This window comes from Acetobacter lambici (assembly GCF_011516885.1).
Classification (GTDB): domain Bacteria; phylum Pseudomonadota; class Alphaproteobacteria; order Acetobacterales; family Acetobacteraceae; genus Acetobacter; species Acetobacter lambici.
In genome coordinates, this window is record NZ_WOTD01000035.1 from 1 (window position 1) to 22,540 (window position 22,540).

At 54.5% G+C, this 22,540-nt stretch carries 29 protein-coding genes and 2 pseudogenes; 27 read left to right on the forward strand and 4 right to left on the reverse strand.

What is annotated here, in order from left to right:
- The 19 genes and pseudogenes from GOB86_RS12000 to GOB86_RS16125 all read left to right on the forward strand — a co-directional run.
- Positions 1-596 (forward strand): annotated as a pseudogene (locus tag GOB86_RS12000) (lactate dehydrogenase); the annotation flags it as partial.
- Positions 597-652: 56 nt separating this feature from the next.
- The gene (locus GOB86_RS16415) at positions 653-775 is read left to right on the forward strand and encodes a hypothetical protein (RefSeq protein ID WP_277875483.1); all 123 of its coding nucleotides are present in this window, start codon (positions 653-655) and stop codon (positions 773-775) included.
- Between the two features lie 79 nt (positions 776-854).
- Positions 855-1,148: a type II toxin-antitoxin system HigB family toxin gene (locus tag GOB86_RS12005; RefSeq protein WP_165992600.1), complete on the forward strand. Its 294-nt coding sequence runs from the start codon at positions 855-857 to the stop codon at positions 1,146-1,148.
- A complete protein-coding gene (locus GOB86_RS12010; protein WP_198912041.1) occupies positions 1,148-1,558 on the forward strand; it encodes a helix-turn-helix domain-containing protein in 411 nt (136 codons plus the stop codon). The genes GOB86_RS12005 and GOB86_RS12010 overlap by 1 nt, the downstream gene beginning before the upstream one ends.
- A 202-nt stretch (positions 1,559-1,760) precedes the next feature.
- The gene (locus GOB86_RS12015; protein ID WP_165992602.1) at positions 1,761-3,728 is read left to right on the forward strand and encodes a ParB/RepB/Spo0J family partition protein; all 1,968 of its coding nucleotides are present in this window, start codon (positions 1,761-1,763) and stop codon (positions 3,726-3,728) included.
- A 168-nt stretch (positions 3,729-3,896) separates the two neighbouring features.
- Positions 3,897-4,265 (forward strand): hypothetical protein, encoded by a 369-nt coding sequence (locus GOB86_RS12020; RefSeq protein ID WP_165992597.1) that lies wholly within the window; start codon positions 3,897-3,899, stop codon positions 4,263-4,265.
- A 64-nt stretch (positions 4,266-4,329) separates the two neighbouring features.
- Positions 4,330-4,773: a DUF6878 family protein gene (locus tag GOB86_RS12025; RefSeq protein WP_165992604.1), complete on the forward strand. Its 444-nt coding sequence runs from the start codon at positions 4,330-4,332 to the stop codon at positions 4,771-4,773.
- A 16-nt stretch (positions 4,774-4,789) separates the two neighbouring features.
- Positions 4,790-5,224, forward strand: coding sequence for a DUF6915 family protein (locus GOB86_RS12030; RefSeq protein WP_242012648.1), 435 nt, complete (start codon positions 4,790-4,792; stop codon positions 5,222-5,224).
- A gap of 176 nt (positions 5,225-5,400) precedes the next feature.
- Positions 5,401-5,805, forward strand: a complete 405-nt coding sequence (locus tag GOB86_RS12035; protein ID WP_242012649.1) for a DUF6876 family protein — start codon at positions 5,401-5,403, stop codon at positions 5,803-5,805.
- Positions 5,806-5,901: 96 nt separating this feature from the next.
- Positions 5,902-6,375: a DUF3085 domain-containing protein gene (locus GOB86_RS12040; RefSeq protein WP_165992606.1), complete on the forward strand. Its 474-nt coding sequence runs from the start codon at positions 5,902-5,904 to the stop codon at positions 6,373-6,375.
- Positions 6,376-6,379: 4 nt separating this feature from the next.
- Entirely contained in the window at positions 6,380-6,679 is a 300-nt protein-coding gene (locus tag GOB86_RS12045; protein WP_165992608.1) for a hypothetical protein, read from the forward strand.
- A gap of 140 nt (positions 6,680-6,819) precedes the next feature.
- Complete coding sequence (locus GOB86_RS12050) at positions 6,820-7,503, forward strand: LPD29 domain-containing protein (RefSeq protein WP_165992610.1); 684 nt, start codon at positions 6,820-6,822, stop codon at positions 7,501-7,503.
- 841 nt (positions 7,504-8,344) lie between these two features.
- A complete protein-coding gene (locus GOB86_RS12055) occupies positions 8,345-8,803 on the forward strand; it encodes a hypothetical protein (protein ID WP_165992612.1) in 459 nt (152 codons plus the stop codon).
- A gap of 8 nt (positions 8,804-8,811) precedes the next feature.
- On the forward strand, positions 8,812-9,213 hold the full coding sequence (locus GOB86_RS12060; RefSeq protein WP_165992614.1) for a hypothetical protein: 402 nt from the start codon (positions 8,812-8,814) through the stop codon (positions 9,211-9,213).
- The gene (locus GOB86_RS12065) at positions 9,210-9,734 is read left to right on the forward strand and encodes a hypothetical protein (protein WP_165992616.1); all 525 of its coding nucleotides are present in this window, start codon (positions 9,210-9,212) and stop codon (positions 9,732-9,734) included. Before GOB86_RS12060 ends, GOB86_RS12065 begins: the two co-directional genes overlap by 4 nt.
- 112 nt (positions 9,735-9,846) lie before the next feature.
- On the forward strand, positions 9,847-10,080 hold the full coding sequence (locus GOB86_RS12070) for a hypothetical protein (protein ID WP_165992618.1): 234 nt from the start codon (positions 9,847-9,849) through the stop codon (positions 10,078-10,080).
- 70 nt (positions 10,081-10,150) lie between these two features.
- Positions 10,151-11,017 carry a DNA/RNA non-specific endonuclease gene (locus GOB86_RS12075; protein ID WP_165992621.1) on the forward strand — a complete coding sequence of 289 codons (867 nt, stop codon included), beginning with the start codon at positions 10,151-10,153 and terminating at the stop codon, positions 11,015-11,017.
- Positions 11,018-11,020: 3 nt separating this feature from the next.
- Complete coding sequence (locus GOB86_RS12080) at positions 11,021-11,269, forward strand: hypothetical protein (protein WP_165992623.1); 249 nt, start codon at positions 11,021-11,023, stop codon at positions 11,267-11,269.
- A gap of 25 nt (positions 11,270-11,294) precedes the next feature.
- Positions 11,295-11,555 (forward strand): annotated as a pseudogene (locus GOB86_RS16125) (HU family DNA-binding protein); the annotation flags it as partial.
- Positions 11,556-12,013: 458 nt separating this feature from the next.
- Here the strand turns inward: GOB86_RS16125 and GOB86_RS12090 are convergent.
- Positions 12,014-12,607 (reverse strand): hypothetical protein, encoded by a 594-nt coding sequence (locus GOB86_RS12090; RefSeq protein ID WP_165992628.1) that lies wholly within the window; start codon positions 12,605-12,607, stop codon positions 12,014-12,016.
- Between the two features lie 728 nt (positions 12,608-13,335).
- Here GOB86_RS12090 and GOB86_RS12095 point away from each other — a divergent pair.
- The 8 genes from GOB86_RS12095 (at position 13,336) to GOB86_RS12130 (ending at position 20,995) form a co-directional block, all read left to right on the forward strand.
- Entirely contained in the window at positions 13,336-14,301 is a 966-nt protein-coding gene (locus tag GOB86_RS12095; protein ID WP_165992630.1) for a DUF3991 and TOPRIM domain-containing protein, read from the forward strand.
- A gap of 20 nt (positions 14,302-14,321) precedes the next feature.
- Entirely contained in the window at positions 14,322-15,017 is a 696-nt protein-coding gene (locus GOB86_RS12100; RefSeq protein WP_165992632.1) for a hypothetical protein, read from the forward strand.
- Positions 14,989-17,025 carry an ATP-dependent helicase gene (locus GOB86_RS12105; protein WP_165992651.1) on the forward strand — a complete coding sequence of 679 codons (2,037 nt, stop codon included), beginning with the start codon at positions 14,989-14,991 and terminating at the stop codon, positions 17,023-17,025. The genes GOB86_RS12100 and GOB86_RS12105 overlap by 29 nt, the downstream gene beginning before the upstream one ends.
- Positions 17,026-17,076: 51 nt before the next feature.
- Positions 17,077-17,724, forward strand: coding sequence for an HD-GYP domain-containing protein (locus GOB86_RS12110; RefSeq protein WP_165992634.1), 648 nt, complete (start codon positions 17,077-17,079; stop codon positions 17,722-17,724).
- Positions 17,725-17,763: 39 nt separating this feature from the next.
- The gene (locus GOB86_RS12115) at positions 17,764-18,300 is read left to right on the forward strand and encodes a hypothetical protein (protein ID WP_165992636.1); all 537 of its coding nucleotides are present in this window, start codon (positions 17,764-17,766) and stop codon (positions 18,298-18,300) included.
- Positions 18,248-19,666 (forward strand): DUF1173 family protein, encoded by a 1,419-nt coding sequence (locus GOB86_RS12120; protein WP_165992637.1) that lies wholly within the window; start codon positions 18,248-18,250, stop codon positions 19,664-19,666. The genes GOB86_RS12115 and GOB86_RS12120 overlap by 53 nt, the downstream gene beginning before the upstream one ends.
- Positions 19,667-20,262: 596 nt before the next feature.
- Complete coding sequence (locus GOB86_RS12125; RefSeq protein ID WP_165992653.1) at positions 20,263-20,523, forward strand: DUF2312 domain-containing protein; 261 nt, start codon at positions 20,263-20,265, stop codon at positions 20,521-20,523.
- A gap of 10 nt (positions 20,524-20,533) precedes the next feature.
- Positions 20,534-20,995 (forward strand): hypothetical protein, encoded by a 462-nt coding sequence (locus GOB86_RS12130; RefSeq protein WP_165992639.1) that lies wholly within the window; start codon positions 20,534-20,536, stop codon positions 20,993-20,995.
- On the opposite strand, the gene GOB86_RS12135 is transcribed toward GOB86_RS12130, so the two are convergent.
- From GOB86_RS12135 to GOB86_RS12145, 3 genes are all read right to left on the reverse strand, one after another.
- The gene (locus GOB86_RS12135; protein WP_165992641.1) at positions 20,985-21,332 is read right to left on the reverse strand and encodes a hypothetical protein; all 348 of its coding nucleotides are present in this window, start codon (positions 21,330-21,332) and stop codon (positions 20,985-20,987) included. The two genes, GOB86_RS12130 and GOB86_RS12135, sit on opposite strands and share 11 nt — an antisense overlap.
- Entirely contained in the window at positions 21,325-21,642 is a 318-nt protein-coding gene (locus GOB86_RS12140) for a hypothetical protein (protein WP_165992643.1), read from the reverse strand. Before GOB86_RS12140 ends, GOB86_RS12135 begins: the two co-directional genes overlap by 8 nt.
- A 66-nt stretch (positions 21,643-21,708) precedes the next feature.
- Complete coding sequence (locus GOB86_RS12145) at positions 21,709-22,437, reverse strand: hypothetical protein (RefSeq protein WP_165992645.1); 729 nt, start codon at positions 22,435-22,437, stop codon at positions 21,709-21,711.
- Positions 22,438-22,540: the final 103 nt, after the last annotated feature.

Sequence of the window (22,540 nt, forward strand, 5' to 3'; positions counted from 1 at the left end):
TCGAGGCTGATCTGGCGGCCCGTGTGGCCACGCGCGGTGAGGCTTTCAGCTTCGAGACCGAACGCGGTGTGATCACCGAGCGTGAGAAGGCGGGGGCGTTCCTGCTGGCCCAGCTCCGTCTGGCGGTCAGGAACGCGCAGGAAGGTCGGTGGACACTGGGCCGTATCGGCGGGTTTGCCATCATGCTGGATGCCGTCAACCGTCAGCGTTTCACCGAGGACAAGGTGGTGACCGAGGCGGGGCTGTCCGTGGCGTTCGCTTATGGAACCGTGGACATTCCCGTGGATCAGGACACGAAACCTCTGGGACTGGTGGCCCGCATCGAAAACTTCGTGCTGCGTCTTGATGGGGAACTGGCCGACACCCAGAAAACCCGAGATGAGGCCGTACGACGGCTACCCGCTTATCAGGCCCGACTGGGTGTGCCGTTCCGTGACCAGGCTCTGCTCGATGAGAAGCGCAACGCGCTGGCGGACCTCGAAGCCGATCTTGCCGCAACCAGCAGAGAAGAGGAGGAGGAAGCTCCGGCCAATGATGACATCCCGCCCTCGGCAGAGGAGGACGATGCCCCCAACGCTCTGAAGGACGCGGCCTGACCCACGTAGGCCGTCCGGCGTCACAACGTCGGGCGGCACACTGGGAATAGGTATGAATGACACGCCCTCAAAGGAGCCGGGGAATGGAGCGGATCGATCTCACCAGCTATGACCGGATTATCATCGCCTGTAGCGGTGGCTCGGGATCTGATGTGCTGGCTGTGAGCGTAGTCGTTTGAAAAATTTTCGCCGACAGGAATATCCCAGAATGGGAACATTTTTATTGATCCCATAATGGGAACATTCTATACACTCCCTATGAACGTGATCGCACTCAAAGCACTGAGGGACTTCTGGGCTACGCACCCACAAGCAGAAGGTCCCCTCAAGGCTTGGTATGCTCTTGTTAGCAAGGTAGAATGGGCAGGGCCAGCAGACGTTCGCACACAGTTTAACAGCGCTGACTTCGTGGCTGACAATCGCGTTATCTTCAACATTGGCGGCAACAAGTATCGCCTTATTGTCCGCGTCGCCTACTTGCACAAGCGCGTGCTCATCAAGTTCGTTGGCACTCATAACGAGTACGATAAAATCAACCCGGAGACAGTGTGATGATGATGGATATCCGACCGATCCGCACTGATGCGGACTATGACTGGACGGTCAAAGAGATCGAACAGTATTTCGACACAGAGCCCGCCCCAGGAACACCCGAAGCTGACCGCTTTGCTGTTCTGACGACATTGATCAATGCCTATGACCGGGAGCATTATGCTGTTCCAGCTGCTGAGCCAGTTGAAGTCCTCCGCTTTTACATGGAGCAAAATGGATTGAAGCAGGCTGATTTCGGGCGGGTCATTGGCTCTCAGCCCCGAGCTAGCGAAGTGTTGAATGAACAACGCGCCCTGTCCGTCGCAATGATTGACCGTATCCGTGAAGCATGGGGAATTTCTGCGGATTTATTGATTGGCGTTGGCGGCCGCACAACTCAAAAAGTGACGAGAGAGATGGCCGCAGCCTGAATAAACGACAGAGACAAAAGGCAAGAACGGCTGCCACAGCTTGGGCGGGCGCGCAAGCGCCAGGCGTTGCGCGCCTGACGGCGCGGCCTTGCCCGCCCGCCCAAGCTGCGACCGCGCGGAAAACATCAGGTGATTGATAAAAAGAGCAGATCAGTTCTGATGCAATCACCTGCCAGTTTTCCCCATGATCAGGAGCCTCTCCATGGAACTGCGCGTCGTCGATCCGAAAACCCTTCTCGACAACCCCGAAAATCCCCGCACCTCAGCCCCTAATGTCCAGGCCGACCGACGCCTTGCCCATAACATCAAGGTGGTGGGTCTCCTGCAGGCCCCGCTGGTGCGCGAACTGCCTGACGGCCAACTCATGATAGTGGCAGGCCATCGCCGCCGCCGGGCATGTGTCCTCGCCAAAATGACTGAAATGCACGTCATCGTGACGTCCTCTGACGCAAAACTGGATGGCCTGGCGGCTGGTTCCGAAAACATCATCCGCGAGGCGATGACGCAGAGTGAGCAATGGCGCTTTGTCGATAAGGCCCGCCGCGAAAAAGCGTATACAGACGCACAAATTTCCCGCGCGCTGATGGTCACACCGGCCTATCTGAAACGCCTTTCACTTCTGGCAGGTCTGCATGATCCGATCCTGCACGCGATCGACATGGGCCGTGGCCCGGACTTCAACGATCTGAAAGTGATCGCCGCCGCCCCGTTAGAAGAGCAGCGCGCAGCATGGGCCGAAATCTTTGAGGATATAGTCGAGGAGGATGCGGACCCGGCCGAGTATCGTCTGAACGCCGAAGATCCCGAGGACACGGTGCCCTGGCGCGAGCTCGCCCGCTTCCTGAAACAGGCACGTTATATGGCGGTGGATGCCCGCTTTGACGAGGCTACGGCGAAGGCCTGTGGCGTGGTGTGGACTGAAGACCTGTTTGGTGAAGGCGGGAAGGACAACCGCTTTACCGAGGATGGCTCGGCCTATGCCGCCGCACAGGAGCAGTGGCTGGCCGACTGTCTGCCCGATGGCGGGGTCAGGATGGAGGTCGGAGACTACGGGCAGGCGGCGGCGCCAGATGGCTACAAGCGGGTGCTGAACTGGATGGCGGCTGAAGAAACCGATGTGATGGGGTATTTCCTCAACCCCAATACCCTGAAGATCGACGAAATCCCATTGCGGCCGCAGGCGCTGGAAGAGCAGGAAGGGACTGTGCCCCCGCGCAGCATTGCGCCTGCTAGCGTTGCGGCGCCCAAAGAGCGTGCGGCCATTTCTGGCACAGGCCTGACCATGCTGGGCCAGATCCGCACACAGGCGTTGCATGCGGCACTTGATGCGGTTGCGGAGGACGTAGACCCGTGGGATCTGGTTGCGGCCCTGCTGCTCGCCCTTGGGGGGCAGAATGTCAAAGTGCATACCCCTGAACATGACCATTATGGCCTGATGACCCGGCGGGAGACTGCACTGGCCACGCTCTTTCCCGAAGGTGTGTTGATCCGCGAGCCTGCATTACTACGTCAGGAAGCAGTGGCCGTGCTCAAGAACGTCGCAAACTGCACGATCAGCCAGCACAGCGGCAGTGGTCTAACGGCCCAGCTCATGGGGCTGCTGTTCGACGCCGATGCGCAGATGCCCAATATGGCGTTCGACGACTTCCTCAAATGCTTCAGCAAACCTGCCATCATGGAAGCAGGCAAGGCACTGAAACTCCTGCCTCGCAACACCGGCAAGGAGATGCGGACTGCCATCATGGCGCATGTGGGGACTGACGGCCGATGGGTGCCGGAGCAGGCCGGGTTTGGGTCTGCTGCCGAGGACTGGAAAGTGGAACTGACCGCTATGGTGCGTAACGCTGAAAGGCTGGCCTCTTTGAGAGGTGGTCATGAGGCAGACTATGAGGAAGAGGGTGAATTTGATCACCTGCTTACCGTTGAAGAAGAACTGTATGAAACTGGTCTGGAAGGGCCGGACGAGGCTGAGACTACGCCGAGAGAAACCGCTGACGCAGGCGAGGCCCATGCCCCTGAAGGACAGGAAGAATACGCGTCTGAGGTGAAAGACGCCCTGCTTGAACAGGCAGGCAGGGTTCTGGTGCCCGATGATGCTGACCCTGACGAGCGGGCCGCGGTCAAAGCCCATCTGGATAGTCACCTTGAGGTGGTGCGGATCGCCGCCTGACGGCGGCCGGTTCCAGACAAAAACCCAAAAATACAGACCAGACAGCGCGCCTACCAGAACGGGGCCGCGCGTTCAAACGGTGGGGCTTCGCTCCCGGCGCTGCGCGCCGCGTTTGAGCGCGTGTCCGCCGTCCCGGCAGGCAGCAGGTATTCAGAAAAGGAGAATGCCATGCGTCCGATTACCTTCCTGCCTCCTGCGCCCAAAATGCCCGCTCCGTCACGCTGGGCCTGTGTCGATGCTTCCGTAACGTGCCGGCGCTGCCATCATGAATGGCCTGATGGTGATCCGGCCTACCAGATGGCATGTCGTGGCTGCGGGGCATCTGTGGGCCAGCCCTGCTGCCGTCCAGAAGGCGGGAACGAGCGTGTGTGCTTCCAGCGTGATCAGGATGCGCGCAGGGCAGGGGTGCTGATCCCCTGTGAGGGACTGAGCTGGGACGGTCGCCACGACAAGCCCCTGAAGCTTTCTTTGAGCCGAACACGCCACGCTCGCGCGGTGCTGAGTGGTGCGCCTCCAGCCCGTCGTTTTGCTGCCTAATCCAATGCAGGGAGGCCCGACCGCTCGCCTGCAATCAGAAAAAACAGAATAAGGAACAGGAAATATGACCGAAACAACGGCAATTCTTGAACGGATGGATCGCTATAATCAGCTTCAGCGTGAAACCCGGGCCGAGGACAGAGCGACCGTCATGGCGGCTCTGAAAGCGTGTGACATCACGAAAGTCGTTATCCGCTACGATGGTTATGGTGATTCCGGTGGCGTGGAGGAGTGCACCGTTGAAGGCGGGCAGGGACAGGAAAGCCTGACGGTCTCCGTGCAGACAAAACTCGTTGACTGGTCGTCGGCAGAGATGACCAGCCATACTGCACCGTTAAGAGAGGTGCTGGAAACGATCGCCATGCAATATGTGGCTATTGAGCATAGTGGTTGGGAAAATAACGAAGGTGGCTCAGGCGATGTCACTTTTGATCCCGTCGCAGATACGATCACAGTATCTCATACGGAAAATTATATTTCCCATGAAGACTTCATGCACACCTATTGAGGCCAGGGAGGCGAATATGGCGCATAGTTTTTTCCACGCATCCATTACAGCAAAAAAATGGGGCGGTGTTCCCGAGGATTATCAGGCAATCCATGATTGGTTTGACGGCTCGAAAGTCATTCTGGCCGATATGCGCCACAGGGCGCTGCGCCATCATGCCGAAGGTATTTTTATGGCCGAACTGGTTTTTGGTGTCACCATCACAAATTCGGTCGGGCGCACCGTTCCGGTGCGCCTGATCGGCGAACAGCATGTTCTGGACGACCTTGGCCACATCCCGAGTTTCGCGGACTGGGCCCAGGCGATCGCACCCGCACGCTGGATGGTACGGGTCTCGCCGCATGCGACATCCGCCCAGTCCGTTTCCCCAACGGGGGCGTTGCCCATTGCTGCGAAATTGGCTGGTGTAGCGTGTGTCAGACAGTTGTCCCGCAGAAACCGACACAAATGAGCTGACCAAAATACCAACGAGTAAAACTCACCGAGAACAGCAAAGCGCGCCTGCCAGAACGGGACCGTGCGTTCAAACGGTGGGGCTTCGCTCCCGGCGCTGCGCGCCGCGTTTGAGCGCACGGCCACCGTCCCGGCAGGCAGCAGAGTGTCAAAAAACCACAAAGGGATAACGACATGTCTGCAACACTGGCTTACACTCAACCTGAGACGATCACCGCTGCGACCCTGGCACAGTTTATCGGCACGACCGGGTATTATCGCTATACGATGGGCCTTATCCTGACCGATGGCGCGGCATATCTGGCTCATAATGGTGCTGCGTGGCTGCTAGACATCGTGGCGAGTGCGCGACTGGTTCCAGCAGTCAGGCGTGCCGAATTCGAGTGCTGGATGCTCAGGGTGGATCTCATCAAACAGTGCGCCGAGGTTGTCTGCACGGACGGGAACGGCGAGCGCGAGGCCAACATCCTGTATCGCCAGCGTCTGGAGTATACGGATTTCCCGCTGGCGGAACTGAGGCTTTATGTTGTGGCCGATAGCGATCCCGGCAAAGTCGTCATGCTCACATCCGAATACTGAGCGAGGCCGCGGCAGTGTGTGCGCTTTTCACAAAAGAAATCAACACAGTACACCCCGTCGCCTCATAAACCAGCCAGGACATAAAAAGGATTACCAATGAAATTGCATTTTGATCATGCGCTGGTCACCTGCCTTCTTGCCCATGCAGAAGCGGCTACAGAACACACTCCAACATTTGCGCAATTGTTGGACAAAACCTTTCATCGTGAAGGCGTGACGGCCAAATATCCCACCAGTGAAGACCTAGACCTTACAAAGATACCGCCCGGTTTGATGCTGGTAGGCGACCTCGGTGTCTACCTCATGTCTAATGGTGCTCCGGGTCTTGCCGGGCAAAAGGGTACCGATCATTTGGTTGCCTATGCTGAAGAAGTAGATCCTCAGATCAACCCCGAAGGTTGGTACGATATGAAGCAGGGTTCTTTTGGCGCCGACGATGGAGCGGAATTCCTGAGCGCTGAATGCGTTCGTAAATCACTTGAAGCTACGGTGAAGGGCAAATTCTGGTTGAATGTGACTGCACACTATATCTCTGCACCATCATTGACACCTGTTAATAGCGGGATTTGAGCCTATGATACCACAGTATCCTGTTGGAACAGTATTCGAATGCCGCGAACTCGGGTTTAATAACTGGCAAGAAACAGATGATGCCGGAAATGAAATTGCGCTCCAGTTTAAAACTGTTGACGAGGCGCGTGAATCATTTCGTGATTTTGTCGCTAATGTTCGTGAGGCCATTCGGATTGGCTGCACGATACCAGAATGTGATGTAGAACCGGATGCCTTTGACCTTGTTGCCATTCTCCCTGATGGTTCCGAAATGTTTATAGAAACGGGAGAAGCAATAATGAATAAATCCTCAAAACAATAACAAATCAAAAAATATTGCTCTCACACATGCGGGTCCGGGTCAAAAGCGGTGGCTTGCCACCGGCGCTTGCGCTCCCTTTTGACCCGGACCCGCATGTGTGAACGCGCCGTGGACATCACAAAAAAATAAGGAAATCCAAGATGTCCCAGAGCAAGAGTATCATGCCCGTGTTAGTCGGAACGATGGTTTCGACAGTTCTGTACAACAGAGGCCGTGGATACGTTACCGCTATTTATGGCGAACAACAGCCAGAGACAATCCGCACCGTGTGTCGCGGTTTTATGCGAAGCGGTGGCCAGGCGGAGTTTGATATTGTTTTCGAAAGTGGACATGTCTCCAAACGCCTTCCTGAAAGTATCCTCCATGGTGTTCAATGGACGATTTTCGACGCGGATGCAGGGCTTGCTGATGCCGACCATATCCAGAACCTTCTGAACCATGCAGAGCAAATCAGACTTGCTGCCCAAAAGAAAGCACAGGACGAGGCCGCCCTTTTCGCCGAGCAAGTTCAGCTGCTTAAAACCAGCGCTGCTTATGCGGATATGGAGCAGGGAAAAGAAAGTGGTGGTGCTCTCGCTGCCAAAAATATTCGGAAACTTCTCAAGAAGCACTTTCCAACGACCAAGTTTAGCGTTCGAAAGTCTCACTGGGGCGCAATCGTCGTGAAATGGGAAAATGGTCCGAAAGAGTCCGAGGTAGAAGAATGGACTTCCCGTTTTATTAACAGGACGTTTGATCTTCACCCCGACTGTGAGCGTTACGTATCTTCACCGTGGACTGAAGTGTTCGGATCGGCGAGCTATATCAGTCTTTATGGCCGTTAATCCTGTATTCTCAAGCGGCCGCCTTTGGCGGCCAATAAGCACCGAGACAGCTTATAGTGAAATTCACAATTATCTCACTGCAGTCGTGTGCTTTCTAGACAGTTGGTAGGCAACTACCGCGATCATAATTGTCGAGCCCGATAGGCCACTCCACATGTTGTGGTTGCATGGCTGCTTGCAGATTTCGTTTCAGAGCGATCTCTGCCCAATGCAGATTGTGGTTGATCAGCTCCACATCTGCAGTTTGAAACATTCCCCGCTTCCGCGGTTTTTTTTTTGAAGATTGTGTTGTGAAAGAAATGTCCACGAAACTTGAACTGGAAATCTGTGACGGTACGCGTATCGAGTTTCATCATGCTCACGATGGTATGTATGTGCGAACTCCCGATGACGCACCGCGACCTGTGAACTGGCATGGTCCCTACCCAGATCGGCAATCAGCACGGGCGGATTGTTTAAATCGTAGAGCCAGACCGGTCTTAACCAGCGCAGAACTGAAGAAAAAACAGGAACACGGATATTATAGCGTCGTGGACGGTACTCCCATGGTACTGCACCAATCACGTTGGAGTGGGGCCACGATCCTCACGCCGTTTGTCCTCGCAGATGCTCCCTGAAAGAAGCGTCCAAATCTGCACGAGTGCGTGCAGATTTGGACGCAATGATCAAAAATAAAAAATACAAAAATAAAATAATAACAATGGGATCGCTCTCATGGGGCGATGGACCAGAAAAGGGTTCGTCGCAGGCTCCCGGCGCAAGCGCCGCCCTTGTCAGGCCCATCGCCCCATGAGGCTCGGATCAGGTCAGAAAATAAATAAAGACCTGAGGAGAAGCGGTCATGTCCGATAGCATTCCAGCCAATACGAACACACAACCCGTGTCCACTCTGCGTAAACCAGTTTCTTTCCGGATATTGGGTATCAATACATACTTCCGTATGGCGCATAGCCCTCGGGGCAAAATGTACCAGAAAGTCACCAGCAAGCATCTGGTTGCTGTTGGCGAGAAGACGCTCATGCAGATCAGTCCTGATGCGTTAGTTTTATCTGTCCCTCTTGATGAGAGCCCGTGCAAAAAATTGCGCTACCGACTGCGCCGCCTCCCAAAAACACTTGGACAGAATGTGAACCTGTCCCCCACGACAAAAAACTATCTGGAATGTGCCGGATTTATCGTGGGAGCACTGGGACTTGCTGGCACGTTGGTGATGATTGTGTGCGCTCCAACTATCCTCGCGGGAATTGCTGAAGATCACCCGGTTCAGATGGTCCAACATTTCGTCATGGCCGGGCGATAGGAGAAGCTATGCTCAGACAATATTATGCAGGGCGCTGGTTTGCGCCCTCTTCCAACCCGCTACGCGTTGGCCCAATCAGTATTGGTTCCATTTACCGTATGCCCGCGACCGTACATCGTGGTCTAAAGTCCAATGCACCCTTGAAATGGATGGTTGTTGCATTCCGTAATGGTGTACATGCAACGGCCTTCCGTGACCAGCGGACTGGCCATTGGGTTGATCGGTTTATTTCCGGCCGGTCTGACACGGCGGTCATTCGCCGTCTGGCTGATGGGTTTGAGATGGATGTCTCTGTCGCACAGCTCCTCCATTACGATGAAGAACAGGGAGGATCAGAGTATCCAACCCTGCCAAATATCATACGCTTTCATCGCCATGATCGGGGAAACTCGGAAAAGGAGGCAGCATGAGCGAAGGGATCAGTTTCCCAAAACTGCGCCTTCCCCCCATTCAAGCCGCTGAACTAACAGCGACAGAATGGGCCAGCGTTGAGGACAAAGCCAAATTGGGCAATGCGATCCTTGGTTTTATTGCAAAAGGAATGCCCGCTCACGCCTGGACCCAACGGCTTTACGGCCGGGTATCAAACATGTGGGGGTTTATCGCGCATTACAATCAGCAGTGTTTTGGCACTCTTCATTTTGAAACCACTGAGGGACGTATTCGATTTCTTGACCAAATTGTCCATGCCCCGTGTCATGGATCTCCACGTTGGACCTGGTGCGATGTGGAAGTCATTATCCAACGCCGAGTAAGGGATTCCATGTTGGTGGATGCCTACAGGCTACAGGACAAACAGGAAATCGAACGGAGTGAGCGGGCGCAACTTGGTGCCCTGATGGCAAAATATTCTGTGAGGCCGGCAATGTCTGATATTGGGCCTCAGATATCCAAACCCCCAGAAAAACGTGAGCAACTCTCTTTGATCTAACAGTATCCAGTGCCTCGTGATGGCGCTGAACCGTATTCACAACCTGTTTGCTTACACTGTGTGCGGCACATCAATCTGACGCCTGCGGCGACAGGCAAGAGGACTAAAACCTATGTTCGAAACAACGACACTTCCAAATGCCCTGACTTTCGCTCCCCCGGTTTTTCATCGGTCATCCGTCGTGCAACGCATCGGGCCGGCACGCGGTTATCTTCAGGAAGAAGCGGTTCTGGCAGATGAACTGCACGATCTTGCCTTGACTGCGGCAACGCGTGCGGCACTGCAACGGCAGGCTCTCAAGGCAAGACGTTCTGCGACAAGACTCATCATGGCGGCCAGGGCATAACCTGACCCAGTCTTACTTCTTTGGGCCGGTACGTGTTAACCTCTCCAAATTGCCAGAAAAGTTCTACCGTATGCCTAAGCTCACTTTGAAAAACATACTCATTATTGTCGGCCTGCTAGGTTCATGGAATGCAGCACAGGCCCAGACTTGCTCTCAATTCAGCCCTGACGGTGTTCTTCCGGCATTGGACAACCCGAAGCTAACTCCGCGCACGACATTACTGTGTAATGATGGCTATGCCTCTCTTAACTCCGGGCTGGTCCATGAACCGCTCTGGTCCGCTGAATATCTTACCAGTGCGTCTGTTCATGCCGCTTCAGGAATTGGCCGGACTACCAATAATTTCCATGCAGATAGCCGGCTGCCAGATGGGGATGGTGCGGACTTATCGGATTACAGACGTTCTGGGTATGATCGCGGACACATGACGCCATCTGGTGATGCGGCCTCAGAAGAGGCGCAGGAGCAAACCTATACCCTGGCTAATGTCGTTCCCCAGACAGCAGCTTTGAATGAAGGAATATGGACTGGTGTAGAGATGGCGGTTCGCCATCTGGCGCAACGTGATGGGGCTGTCTACGTTGTGACAGGTCCTGCTTTCCGAGGCAGCACACAGGGAATTGGTCGGAATGTTCTTGTTCCCAGCTCAACATGGAAGGCCGTCTATGATCCACAGTCAGGTGGTGCAGGGGTCTATGTGTGCAAAAATAATGACGCCCCAACATGCGACATCGTCAGTATCACCGCTTTGATCCATGCTGTCGGTATTGATCCTTTCCCCTCTTTGCCAGTAGACGTGAAAGACCATGCTATGGACCTGCCAGAGCCCGAGACCAGTCCTTACCACCCTCGCCAGAGCCGTAATTTTGAGAACCAGCTTGAACGTCAAGGTGTGCGCTTGGGAATGCGTGCCTTGAAGCAGATGATGGAGGAATAGACTATGGCTTTTACTCCCTTCCATGACGAAGGCGAGAGTTTGTCCGTTGGTGGACTGACGCTCGAAAATGGAAATACCCGGATTGCCCTTTATGGCCAGCTTGATATCAGGCCGGATCAGGAGAGCCTGAAGAATCTGTTAGTTCTTAAAGAACAGATTGACGTAATTATCGCCAACCTTGAGGCGCAAAAATCCTTGCCAGCGCAGGCATCTTCTGGTGAGGTCACGCACGAGATGAAAAATCCATTTTAAGCAGCAGAGCAGGACAATCTCCATTATGAGCAAAGCCTTTATTGCGGCTGTTCTTCAGGACAGTATTGGATGCACAGGTGTTAAGGCCGGTCAGGCAGCAAACGATCTGATTGAGGCTATTATCGTTGAACTCCGGGACAATGGTGGCTTTACTTTGCCCAGTTTTGGCACTTTCACGAAGAAAACCGCAAAGGGGGGGCAACGCATGAACCCCCGGACGGGTGAGAAGGTCATGATTGAAGAGTATTCCACGGTCCGGTTCAAAGCATCACCAGTTTTGAAGAAGCTTATGGCTGGATATGAAAAAGGGAAATCTCCCGCGTCTTCACGTGCCGTCAAAGTAGTTGAAGTCTCCCGGAAGCCAGCGCGACAAACACAAAAAACAATTGCGGTTGCACCAGAGCCTGTCGTGGATAAGCCGGCACGCGGCCGGAAGAAAACAGTCGCCCAGCCTGTGGTGGAAAAAGTCCAGGTTGTTGCTACGCCGCGCAAGAAGCCCGGGCCTAAACCCGGCTCCAAGCGGATCGCCAAACCCAAGGCCGAGTAACTGGTTACTCTGACGCTCAGCATCCCATCCGATTTGTTTGAAGGCATTGATTCCTGTGCCAATGCAGGGCAATGAGCGCCTAGCCTATTTCTTATGCGGATGCAGCGAAAGTCTCCGCTGCCTCGTGAGCTCTTTCGCGTGCTGTGCTTCCCCAATGCTTTGGCATTGGGGAAGTGACTAATCAAACCTCAGTTTTCTCAGGCCATGAATGCCCTGAGTTCATCGGCCAGATAGACTGTTCGTTGAGCCGCCCCTGATGTTTCATGGTCGATTGGTGAAGATGATCCAATTTCAACGACGCCTTTGATCATGCTGTGAAACGCTGCCAGCGTCGATATGTCTCCTTGCCGGTTGATGTGGCTGGTGACATCGGCCATGAATTGGGCACAGCTTTCAGTGCGAGCCCCCAGAATAACCAAATGTCCACACATTGCCAGTTCCAGACAGGACACAAACTCCCTTTCGTCCCTGATGCGGATCAGCACATAAATGTCCGCTTTCATTTTCTGAGCAAGAGCGAGAATGAAGTTTTGGCGCATGATGAGTGTGCCAGCTTCTCTTGAAAGTGTTTGCGTATCAGTTTGCTGTGGCCAGATATCCTCGGCTTTCAGGCCCTCGCCGACAAGGTAGATTTTTTCCTCAGGGATAAAGGACGCCCGCAGTCGTAGGATTTCCGTAATGGTCGCAACGGTTTTTTTGCCGTCTTTGTCTGCCACGACAATAATCCCGCTAGGCACGTCGGATATCGGTTGAAGATCAGTGGATGAGAATGGTTGAGAGGTATCAGGCATCAGGAAAAGTATTCTCCTGAGCCAGCCTTGAGGCTGGCTCATTATCTGGCAAAATTACCGTTCCCAGTTTCTCTCATCAGGTTGTGAATACGCGTTCTTCCCCATGTTTGGTGATGCCAGCCGATTGCCACCTTGAAGGATGTCGAATGGCGGGGAAGGGGAGCGGGCGGTTCCTCACCCCCCCCCTGTCACGCCTGTCGGCGCGACAGGGGGGCACGTTGCGGGGATTACGGCCGAGCATCCAGCTTCAGTATGACAACCCTTTGACCAGCTCATCAACACGGGCCAAAGGCCCCCGCTGGCGCGGCTCCGCGACCCTCACCGCGCCTTGGCCATCGTGCGGTCATCGCAGGGCATGAGCCCCGCGCTGCCCGCACGCTGACCGGCTTGTTCAGGACGCTCCGGTGTTGACGAGCTGGTCAAAGCGCTGTCTTGGCCGATGGCAGGATGTGGCTCAGAAAAACGCCTCCATCCCCTCCACTCTCGAACCCGCCTCGGGCGCTCGCCGCCCCGAACCCCGGCAGGATATGGTCTAGTAAAACATTCCATCTATACTTCTCTTGCAAGTAGTATTCATAGCCATTCGATAAATAAAACCTGTTATTTTTGCTAGTTATTTCCGATTTTTGCTTGTGTTTATCGTGGGTTTTGGGTATTGTTAATCATGTTCTGGAGGCGGTTCGGCTGCCTTGTTTCTTTCGCTATCAAGTATAGACGGAGATAATACCATGACCTACCAGCGTTTCGAACTTTCCGATGGTGATCGTCAGAAGATCCGCAATGGTGTGTCTTGCGCGCTGCTGCTCGAACGCAATGGCTATCTCCTTGTGAAAGACAAAAGCACTCGTAAATGCCTGAAGTATCGCAAGGATCAGGACATCATCATTGTGAACCATGGCGATCGTGGCTGGTATGGCGTTTACGGGATTGCTGACCAGTGCAAAGGTGACGTTTTCGATCTGATGAGACTGCTCAACCCCAGCATGAAATTCCGGGAAGTTTGTGTGGAACTGGGTAATCTGGTCGGCATTGAACCCGAAGGTGCTGCATATGTTGCCCAGAAGAAAGAGCGTGAGGATATGCGTCTCCCAGCTGAGCGTTGGGATGGGAAGAAGCCTCTCTACCGGAACGGGAAAGTCTGGAACTATCTGACCAAAGAACGCTGCCTGCCAGATTGGATTGTCCGCCGGGCTATGACAGCTGGTTGCATTCGGGACGGTTACCACGCAGCGTGGTTTGCTCATACCGATGCCAACGGTGCTGTGTGCGGGGCAGAACTCCGAGGCCCGGACACGCATATCTGTCTGGGCGGTTCAGTTAAGACACTCTTCCGCTTCAAACCCGGCGCTGGAACGCAGGTCAAGCGTCTGGTGGTTTGTGAAGCCGCAATTGATGCTCTGTCTTTCGCGGCACTCGATAAGGAACGCACGCCCGATACGCTGTATGTTTCCATCGCAGGTGCCATGGGACCAGAAACTATTACGGCTCTGAAAACACATCTGGCTGACATGGCCCAGATCGACGGGAGCCTCTTTGTCGTTGCAACCGACGATGACGATGCGGGCAATCACTTTGCCGACATGCTCTATGACTTTGCCTTTGAGGCCAACGTAACTTTTACCCGCCGTCTTCCCCCGGACCGCTCCAAGGACTTCAACCAGACACTCAAGAATATGGCCGGAATGGCCGCCTGATCTGAAGGAATAAGCCCGTCATGACACAGACACCAGTAAACCAGCCTCAAAAATGCCGACGTGCGGAATTTGATGAAGACCCCTTGCTGAGCAGTGCGGGTGAAAGCCTGCGTAATGATCTTACTGTTCTGCATGAGCATCCAGAGTTTTTCGCGCGCACTGTGCCTACATCGGGTCTGGGGTATGAAATCCCATGGACCTGCGTTGCTTATCAGCAGGACGGGCGGAAGGGCACAGGTCTGGTTGTCAGTGGCACCCGGTGTGATGGTAAATGGGACTTGTCTCAGGACCTCGTGATCTTTGATGCGTGGCTTGGAGAGATTGGCTCTTTCCTTATGCTCAGGGCCGGAAAGGATATGGTCGAACACAGCGTGACCCTACCCGGCTTTAGCCCACGCCAGCCTAAAAAACCCGAATTACTCCGGGAATATGCCCATGCACTAGAGGCGTGGATGAAGAGCCCTCGCCTGCAGGACGAATGGCTGGAGCGCATGGGGAAGGGGACAGCACCCACTACATTCATAGAAATCTGCTTTGGCACGGACCGTTATCGTGGTCTGGTGATTGATGGTGATAGACTGCCATCAGGGGAGTGGGATTATGATGGGGATCTGGTCCTGCTGAGCCCTTCTGGTCATGACCGCCCCCACAATATCTGGAATGCCAGCAAGGTGGAAATTCTCTTTGATGGAGATCAGTCCCGTGTCATCCGTTAACGATGTTCTGCTTGGCCTCACGCCGGTCCAGCGTGAAGCTGCGCAACAGGAAGGGGCTGTGGTCGTTCTGGCAGGAGCAGGCACTGGCAAGACCTCCACTCTTGTTGGTGGCGTTGTCGACAGGATTGAACGCAGGGGAATGTCTCCTCATCGTATCCTTGCCGTGACGTTCACAAATAAAGCGGCTCAGGAGATGCGAGACAGGATCAGCTTTGCCCTTGGCCGTGAGCGTTCACCCTCATGGATTGGGACATTCCATGCCCATGGATGCCGCCAGCTACGCACGGATCCAGAGATCGCTTTTTTGCGGCCGGGTTTTGATATCTGTGATGCTGACGATAGTCGGCGTCTTGTGCGTAGGTTGATGCTCAGGGCTATTGACGACGGCGCACTCGACCCGATGCCCGGTGATGAACTGGGAAAGCGCGTCAAATCTATCACAAACCACATCGCCATGTTCAAGGATGATCTTGTCCTGCCCGACCAGGCTCTCGCATTGGTCAAAACCTTTCAGGACAGGCATGGAACAGGTGAACCCGATGATGCCATGGCATGGGAAATGGCGGCAGCACTCTACCCAGCCTATCAGGCCATTTTGCGCGAGACGAATACGGCCGACTTTGGAGACCTCCTCCTTTGGCCAACCATAACAATGCTACGGGACGAAAAATATCGGCTGGACTGGGCACACCGCTTCGATGCAGTTCTTGCTGATGAGTTCCAGGACGTGAACCGGCTCCAGTTTCTCTGGCTTAAGCTTCTCTCTCGAGATCACCAGGAACTGTTTGCCGTCGGTGATGATGCGCAGAGCATCTACGGCTGGCGTGGCGCCAATGTAGGGTTTATCCGGAATTTTTTAAAAGAGTTTCCCGATGGCCGTATGATAGCGTTGGAAGAGAACTTTCGCTCGACTGGTCATATTCTCGATGCAGCCAATACCATTATCGCAGGCGACAAAAACCGGCTGAAAAAGACCCTCTTTACATCTGAGGGCCCGGGCGAAAGGCTGGAAATCATCGCTTGCAGCGGGGGCGTTGAAGAGGCGCAGACACTAGCCGCAGAAATGGGCCGCCGGGCGCATGAGGGGGTTCGCTATGAAGATATGGCTGTTCTTTACCGCTACAACTTCATCTCCCGCATTCTGGAAGAGCAGCTTCTGAAGGCCAAAATTCCCTATGAACTGGTCAACGACACAGCCTTCTGGCAGCGTGGTGTGATCAAGGATGCCCTGGCTTTCCTAAGGCTTACCAACGCGCCGGAAGAGGCTCAGAGTAATGAGGCTTTCAGGCGGGTTATCAATCTGCCTGCCCGTGGTGTCGGTGCCAAGACGCTGGCCAGGTTTGAAGCCTATGCTGAAGATGAGAACATTTCCCTGTTTGTCGCAGCAGAAAAGATGATGGACAAAGCCTCTGGCAAGAATGCTGAGAAGGTACGCGCCTTCCTGCAGATTATTCGCGAAGAGGAGTTGTCTGGTGATCCATCGCTTTCAGGACGCATGCGCAGTCTCCTTGAGCGGTCTGGTTATATGGACATGCATCGGCAGGCGGCAGAGGATGGCCAATCGGCCCTTGAAAACCTCGACGAGCTTTTTGATCTCGCAGGCGAGTTTATAGCGATAGAAGACCTGTTCGAACATGCAGCCCTTGGTTCCACCCCGGCAGGCAGCACGTCACAGGGACGGGTCAAGCTGATGACGATCCATGCGTCCAAGGGGCTCGAATTCCCACATGTTTTCCTGATGGGGTGGGAAGATCAGATGTTCCCAAGCCCGTCTAATGTGGACCAGGATGAAGAACGGCGTCTTGCGTATGTCGCATTGACCCGCGGGCGCCGTCGTGTCGCCGTTACATGGTGTGCTTTTCGCAACGGTCGACAGTCTCAACCCTCCCCCTTCCTGATGGAACTGCCCAAGCCGGTTTGGGCGAAAGGTTGGCTCAGGAACGCAGGCAAGAAATCCGTCGGCATTTTGCCTGACAGGGCAGCGCTTGATGCGGCTTTAGGGATCTGAACAAACAGGGACCAAACTCCATTCACATCTGGCTACCGTACTCTGGTAGCCATGACAGTTATTTTTCCTTCCGTGCAAAGGGTAGAGCTTTCGCCCGCAGCAGGGACAGGCCAGTTGCGGGAACTGGCCATACAGGCGGGTGAGGAACTCGAAGGGCATGGCAAACGTGTCGCCAGCATGGCCCCTCTTATTCTATTGGCGGCCGGTGCTTATTCTGAGCGGTGGATACTCCTGAAGCTTGGGGCTCTGCTGCATGATATCGGCAAGCGTCATATACCCAGCGAAATTCTCAATGCTCCAAGACGATTGACCCAGACCGAGTGGGTCCTGATGCAACAGCATCCTGTTTTCGGATTGGACATCCTTCGCAAATCAGTCCGTAACCTGCCTCAGGATGTTGCGGATTGTGTGCTCCTGCATCACGAACGCTGGGATGGAAAAGGGTACCCCACAGGCCTCGCTGGTGAAGCTATTCCTCTCTTTGCACGCATTGTCGCAATAGCGGATTTTATTGACGCTCTGGCGTCTCCTCGTTGCTACAAGCCCGCGGTGCCCATGCCCATCGTCAGAAAGCTGATCGACCGCGAGAGTGGGCTGATGTTCGATCCCGTTCTGGCTGAGGTGACTCTACTGATATGGGAACGTCTGGTCCACGCGCGATGGCGAGCTGACAGACGGCCTGCATTCACAACCAGATAGCCCATACTATTGCTCAGAGAAAAACCGGGAGGAAGGTCCATGGTACAGAGTAGTAAGTCTGCAACAGGGAACGCGGTTCCATACGACCAGATGTCCAGTCGGGATCGGGATGATGCCCAGCGTGTCATTATGAGAATTGTGAGGGAGACGTTGCATAAGGGGCCGCACTCAGCCTTTGAACTGAGGGCCTGCATCCCTCCTCAGTATCAGGGCGCGTATCATGTCGTGTTGGAGGATATGATACGGGCGGGTGAAATTGCCTCCATGGGCCACAGTGTCTACGCACAGGTTCCATGGATGCCACAGACCCAGCCCGTGCGGGCTGATGCGGTATCGGACATCGTCTTCGGTGCTTTGTCGCATACGATCAAAGTAGGTGCGACAGCTGTTGAGTTGGCGGCTGACCTGACATTACCCAAGGATGCTGTCTGTCGGGCATTGGACACATTGGAAACCTCAGGTCTCATTCGTGAGACGAGGCAGAAAAGACGATATCGTCTGGTCAGCCCACGCATGGCACAGAATGTCCGTCAGGGTGCTGCTGGACGGGTATTTGCGGATGTCCGTCATGGGTGACTGGATAACTTTTCCCAATGGCAAAAAAGCCCGCAGGGCATGGGATAGCGAGCCACGTCGTGTCCCTGCATGGCAGGCATTATTGCGTGCATCACATGACGTTGTGCCACGACCGTTCTGCAACTGTCGCCATCAGGGGCGGAATCTGGAGCTTGTGGTTCGTCGTTCCACCAGAAAGGAGCAGGGCAGGCCGGTTGAAGCCTATCATTTGGCCAGAATGCCCAATCAAGGCGGCTTGCATTATGTCGACTGTCCATTCCATCAGTCAGATCCACGACACAGTGGACAGTCGGGTTATGCCACAGGTGTTGTGAGGGAAACGCCGGATGGGCATGTCCGGGTCGCGTTAAGGCGTGGCCTGGCGGTGCGTGATACTGCCAGAACGCCTTCAACGATTGAGCGAGATCTCCAGAAGGAGCGTGCCAGTAAGAAAGAAGGTCGCCCGCGGCAGTCGAGGATGACCGAACTGGGGCTTTTGCATCTTCTGTGGGAGCGTTCGGGTACTAATGCGTGGCATCCGGCCATTGGACATGTCCGCACGTGGTGGCCAGGAGTGCGACAAAGAGTGCTCAATGCGGCGGTGGACATCATCGTTGGTAAAGGAAACCCACTGGCGGAGCATCTGGCAATGATCGGGTATGGTGATGCGGATGGTCCGGCCCTGTTGCGCGACAAAGTGCAGACCTGCGGGAATAACTGGCGTATCCTGCTGTTGGGAAAGGTTGACAGCCTGGGCACAATAACAAGCCAGAAATCGGGAGGTGGGGCCGCCCGACAGTATACTGCATTGCGTTTCGACGGGGCCAAAGATTACCACCTGTATGTTACTGCGGATGACAGTTGGTTCTCCCGTTTGTCGCGCCGTTTTCCCCGATCCGTAGAGGCCTTGCAGAAGGAGCGTTCCGAGCGACAGATCTCGGTCATTGGTCTTGTCACGGCTACGATCAAGATCCGCAGGGAAGCGGGGAAGGTCTCGATCTGGGCCTGGGCAGATGACATCGCCTTGATGGAAGTCGACCCAACGACTTTGATTCCTGTCGAAAGCAGTTACGAGCTGCGGGTCACACAAGCTTTGTGCGGAGAAAACCGGGCCTTTACCAAGCCACTACGGTTTGATGCGACAGGTGACGTTGTCCACCCGGATTTCATTCTTACGGACACGCAGGATGTCCGTGGCACTCCCATGGAAGTCTATGGTCGTGACGACGAAGCTTATCTGGCCCGCAAGGCGGTGAAGGACGCCTATTATAATGCGACATTTGGGCTGGACAAATGGTGGTCATGGGATGTCCAGTCCAGTCCTGATCGTTGGCCAGATTTTCCGCCAGCTGTCATCAGGCCACAGCCGGGAGGCGATCATGACTGAACAGGGTCATGTCGCAGACCAAAGCGGTGTTATCCACAGAAATGGTGGACAAGAGTGTGGAGAACTTCGGTCAGCACATGGAAACCGTGTGAGTTATGACCGCTCTGCAACAACGGACAGCTCAGAGCAGATCGCCTGCAATCTCAGATTGATCGGCTGGTCAGTCGTTCAAGCCGAGAAACGCTCTGGTACAGGACGGAACAGGATCAGCCGATGGCTATCGGGAGTGACTCCTGAAACCTCTTTTGTCCAATGGTTGGTCCTTCTGGCAAAATGGCATGGAGCATGGTCCACGCCATTAAAGAAGCCGCTCACCCCGCCTGCTAACAGACCTCCCATGAAGGGGCGTGAATTTTACAGGACGCTTCTGGTGATAGGCTGGTCGGAACGGTTAGCTGTTGCTCGGATGGGACATAATCGAGCGGCATTTAGGGCGGCTCTATCTGCGGGCGGGTGCCTTACGCAACAGGAATCCCAGTGGCTCCGTTATCTGGAATTGGGCCATCTGGCATACCCGGCGCCAGTGGCATCATCTTCTCTCTTGAATTAAGGCAAAGGACAGATACGCCATGTTGGCAACAGTAGATGAGGATCAGATGTCTGAACAACATGAGGATGCAGCAGTTGGCGGCATTGCGGCAGATCGCTTACGTAGCATTATAGAACGCGTGGAGCGTTTGGAAGAAGAACGCAAAGCGTTGGCCGGAGATATCAAGGATATTTTCACCGAGGCCAAATCAGCAGGATTTGACGTGAAGGTTATCCGCCAGATTATTCGCATGCGCAAGCAGGAGCCCTCAGAGATCGAAGAGCAGGAAACCCTGTTGGACATTTACCGTCGAGCACTTGGTATGTGAGGCTGCCATTGTGGTGGAGAACGGTATTTCACCCCGGCCAACCTATCGGCCATTAACCGGATATGCGCTCAGGCAGGCAGTGTCTGCCCGGGTCCATGTCTGGCAGGAACAGGATATTCCGACGACTGTTGCCAGCCGGCCTGCCATGCCGGCCATGGTGGCATTGATTACTCTTTTGCTTGCAAGCGATGGATTTGATGGCTTCTGCCTGATTGATCAGCTGTCTGGTCTGAATGTGGGGACGCTAAGAGTGATGGGGCCGGAAATTCTTCCCATGCCGGTATGGGGATTTTTCTGTTGCGGCCTCATTTCCTTGTGGATTGGTTACAAAACACATCCAAGGCGACCGCAGTGGCGTCAGAATCTTTGGTTTAGGGGCCGTCCGCGACGCCTGTGTCGTGTGGGAATATTCTGTTTTGCTGCACTGGCCTGTGTGGCAGGCCATGTGAGCTTGGTGTCCATTATTCACTGAGTGGTTCGGTGCTCTTTCGCACGTTTTTTGGGAAACACCTCAATATCCGCCATACGACAAAAGCGCTGCTGGAACAGATCGCCAGGTCGTTGATGGCATGGCTCATAGAGCTACCCGATCTTACCATTAAAATCTGATATGCCGTAAGACCGTGATGCTGCATCCAGTAGGTGAGCGGCAGGAAGACGCTGGTTCTGCTGCCTGCCTGAAAAATGATGCCGTAAATGGCGATGTCCAGTGCCACTAAGAGCGTGAGTTTCACCAAAAGGAAAACAGCAATACCACGCCACAGGCTGAACTGGATGAACCATAGATGGTCCTTGATGCGTTTAGGCATGACTCTCACACAGATTATCCAATACTGCCTTTTCAGCATAATGCGGGTAGAACTGACATCCCCATTGTGCGTGAAACTGCCGAATTTCCTGTGAGCGCTGCTCCCACTGGTCTGGTTGGCAGGCAACGCGCCATTCATTGCGCGTTGCATCGTATCGCCAGCCAGTCTGATCCATTGCGATGCGAGCAGCTGGTGGGACCGGTGTTTTGAACCGCAGGCAGAGCAGGTCTGGCACCAGGTCTTCACTGCTTCCTGAGCCTAAACTCAGGAAGATGTCGCATGAGGAGAATGTGTTTGAACGTGTCGCCACGATCATAGTCCTTTTGAGCAAAGCCTGTGACGCCAGGCGCCACAGGAGTAAAGGGGAGGGCTACGTTTAGGGTGTCGCTGTGGCTGAGGGACCCGAAGACTTGTCGTCACTGTTCTGAATGTCGAACCACAGATCCGCGCCTGTGTTGCCAAGGCGTATGTGTGTCTTGCACCCATTTGGTATGCTGCAGGTTGGAACATATAGAGCCTGTTCGAGATATTGACCGAGGAGCACTCCTTTCTCCACGTTCCCTTTGGGGTCGCGGCTAGGGTTCGTCAGTTTGTATGAAATGGAGAGGCCGTAGCCAGTCGCTGTGCGGCTGGTCAGGGCTAGACTGAAGTCTTCCAAAAGGTCAGAGGTTCTCGACAGGCTGCCGCCTTTGTCCATGAGGCTGCGCCCGATATAACCGCCTGTGCGGTAAATCAGGGGAAGATGGTCGCCCAGCAGGGCAACTCCTTCTACATTGGACAGGCCCATCACGGTTTTGTCGTGCGTGATCCCATAGTGCACAAGAAGCGGCGGGACATCCGTTAGGGTTGGGGATGCAGAGGCTTCATGACACCATGCTTTCCCACGCATTTCATGCTTGGAAAGCATGCCGACCATCTGACTCGCCTGTGCGTTGCCAATAGCTAATTGGGAGGCGGCCGTTACTGGGTTGTTAGCTGTTGGTTCAGGCAGTTTAATCGTTTCCGCTTGCGCGGATGACAGCGGGTAATCACTGCCAAAAATACCACCACTGGCGAGCAGCGTGATCGCCAGAAGGGTGCGTCGATGAGGGGCGCGTAACCGCATTCTTAATCTCATTGTTTAAAGCACGACGGCACTTTGTGCCGCCGTAGGATTGAAGCAGTAGTGCTTCTCTCCATTATGCCCACAGCAGGTTGTGAATACGGTT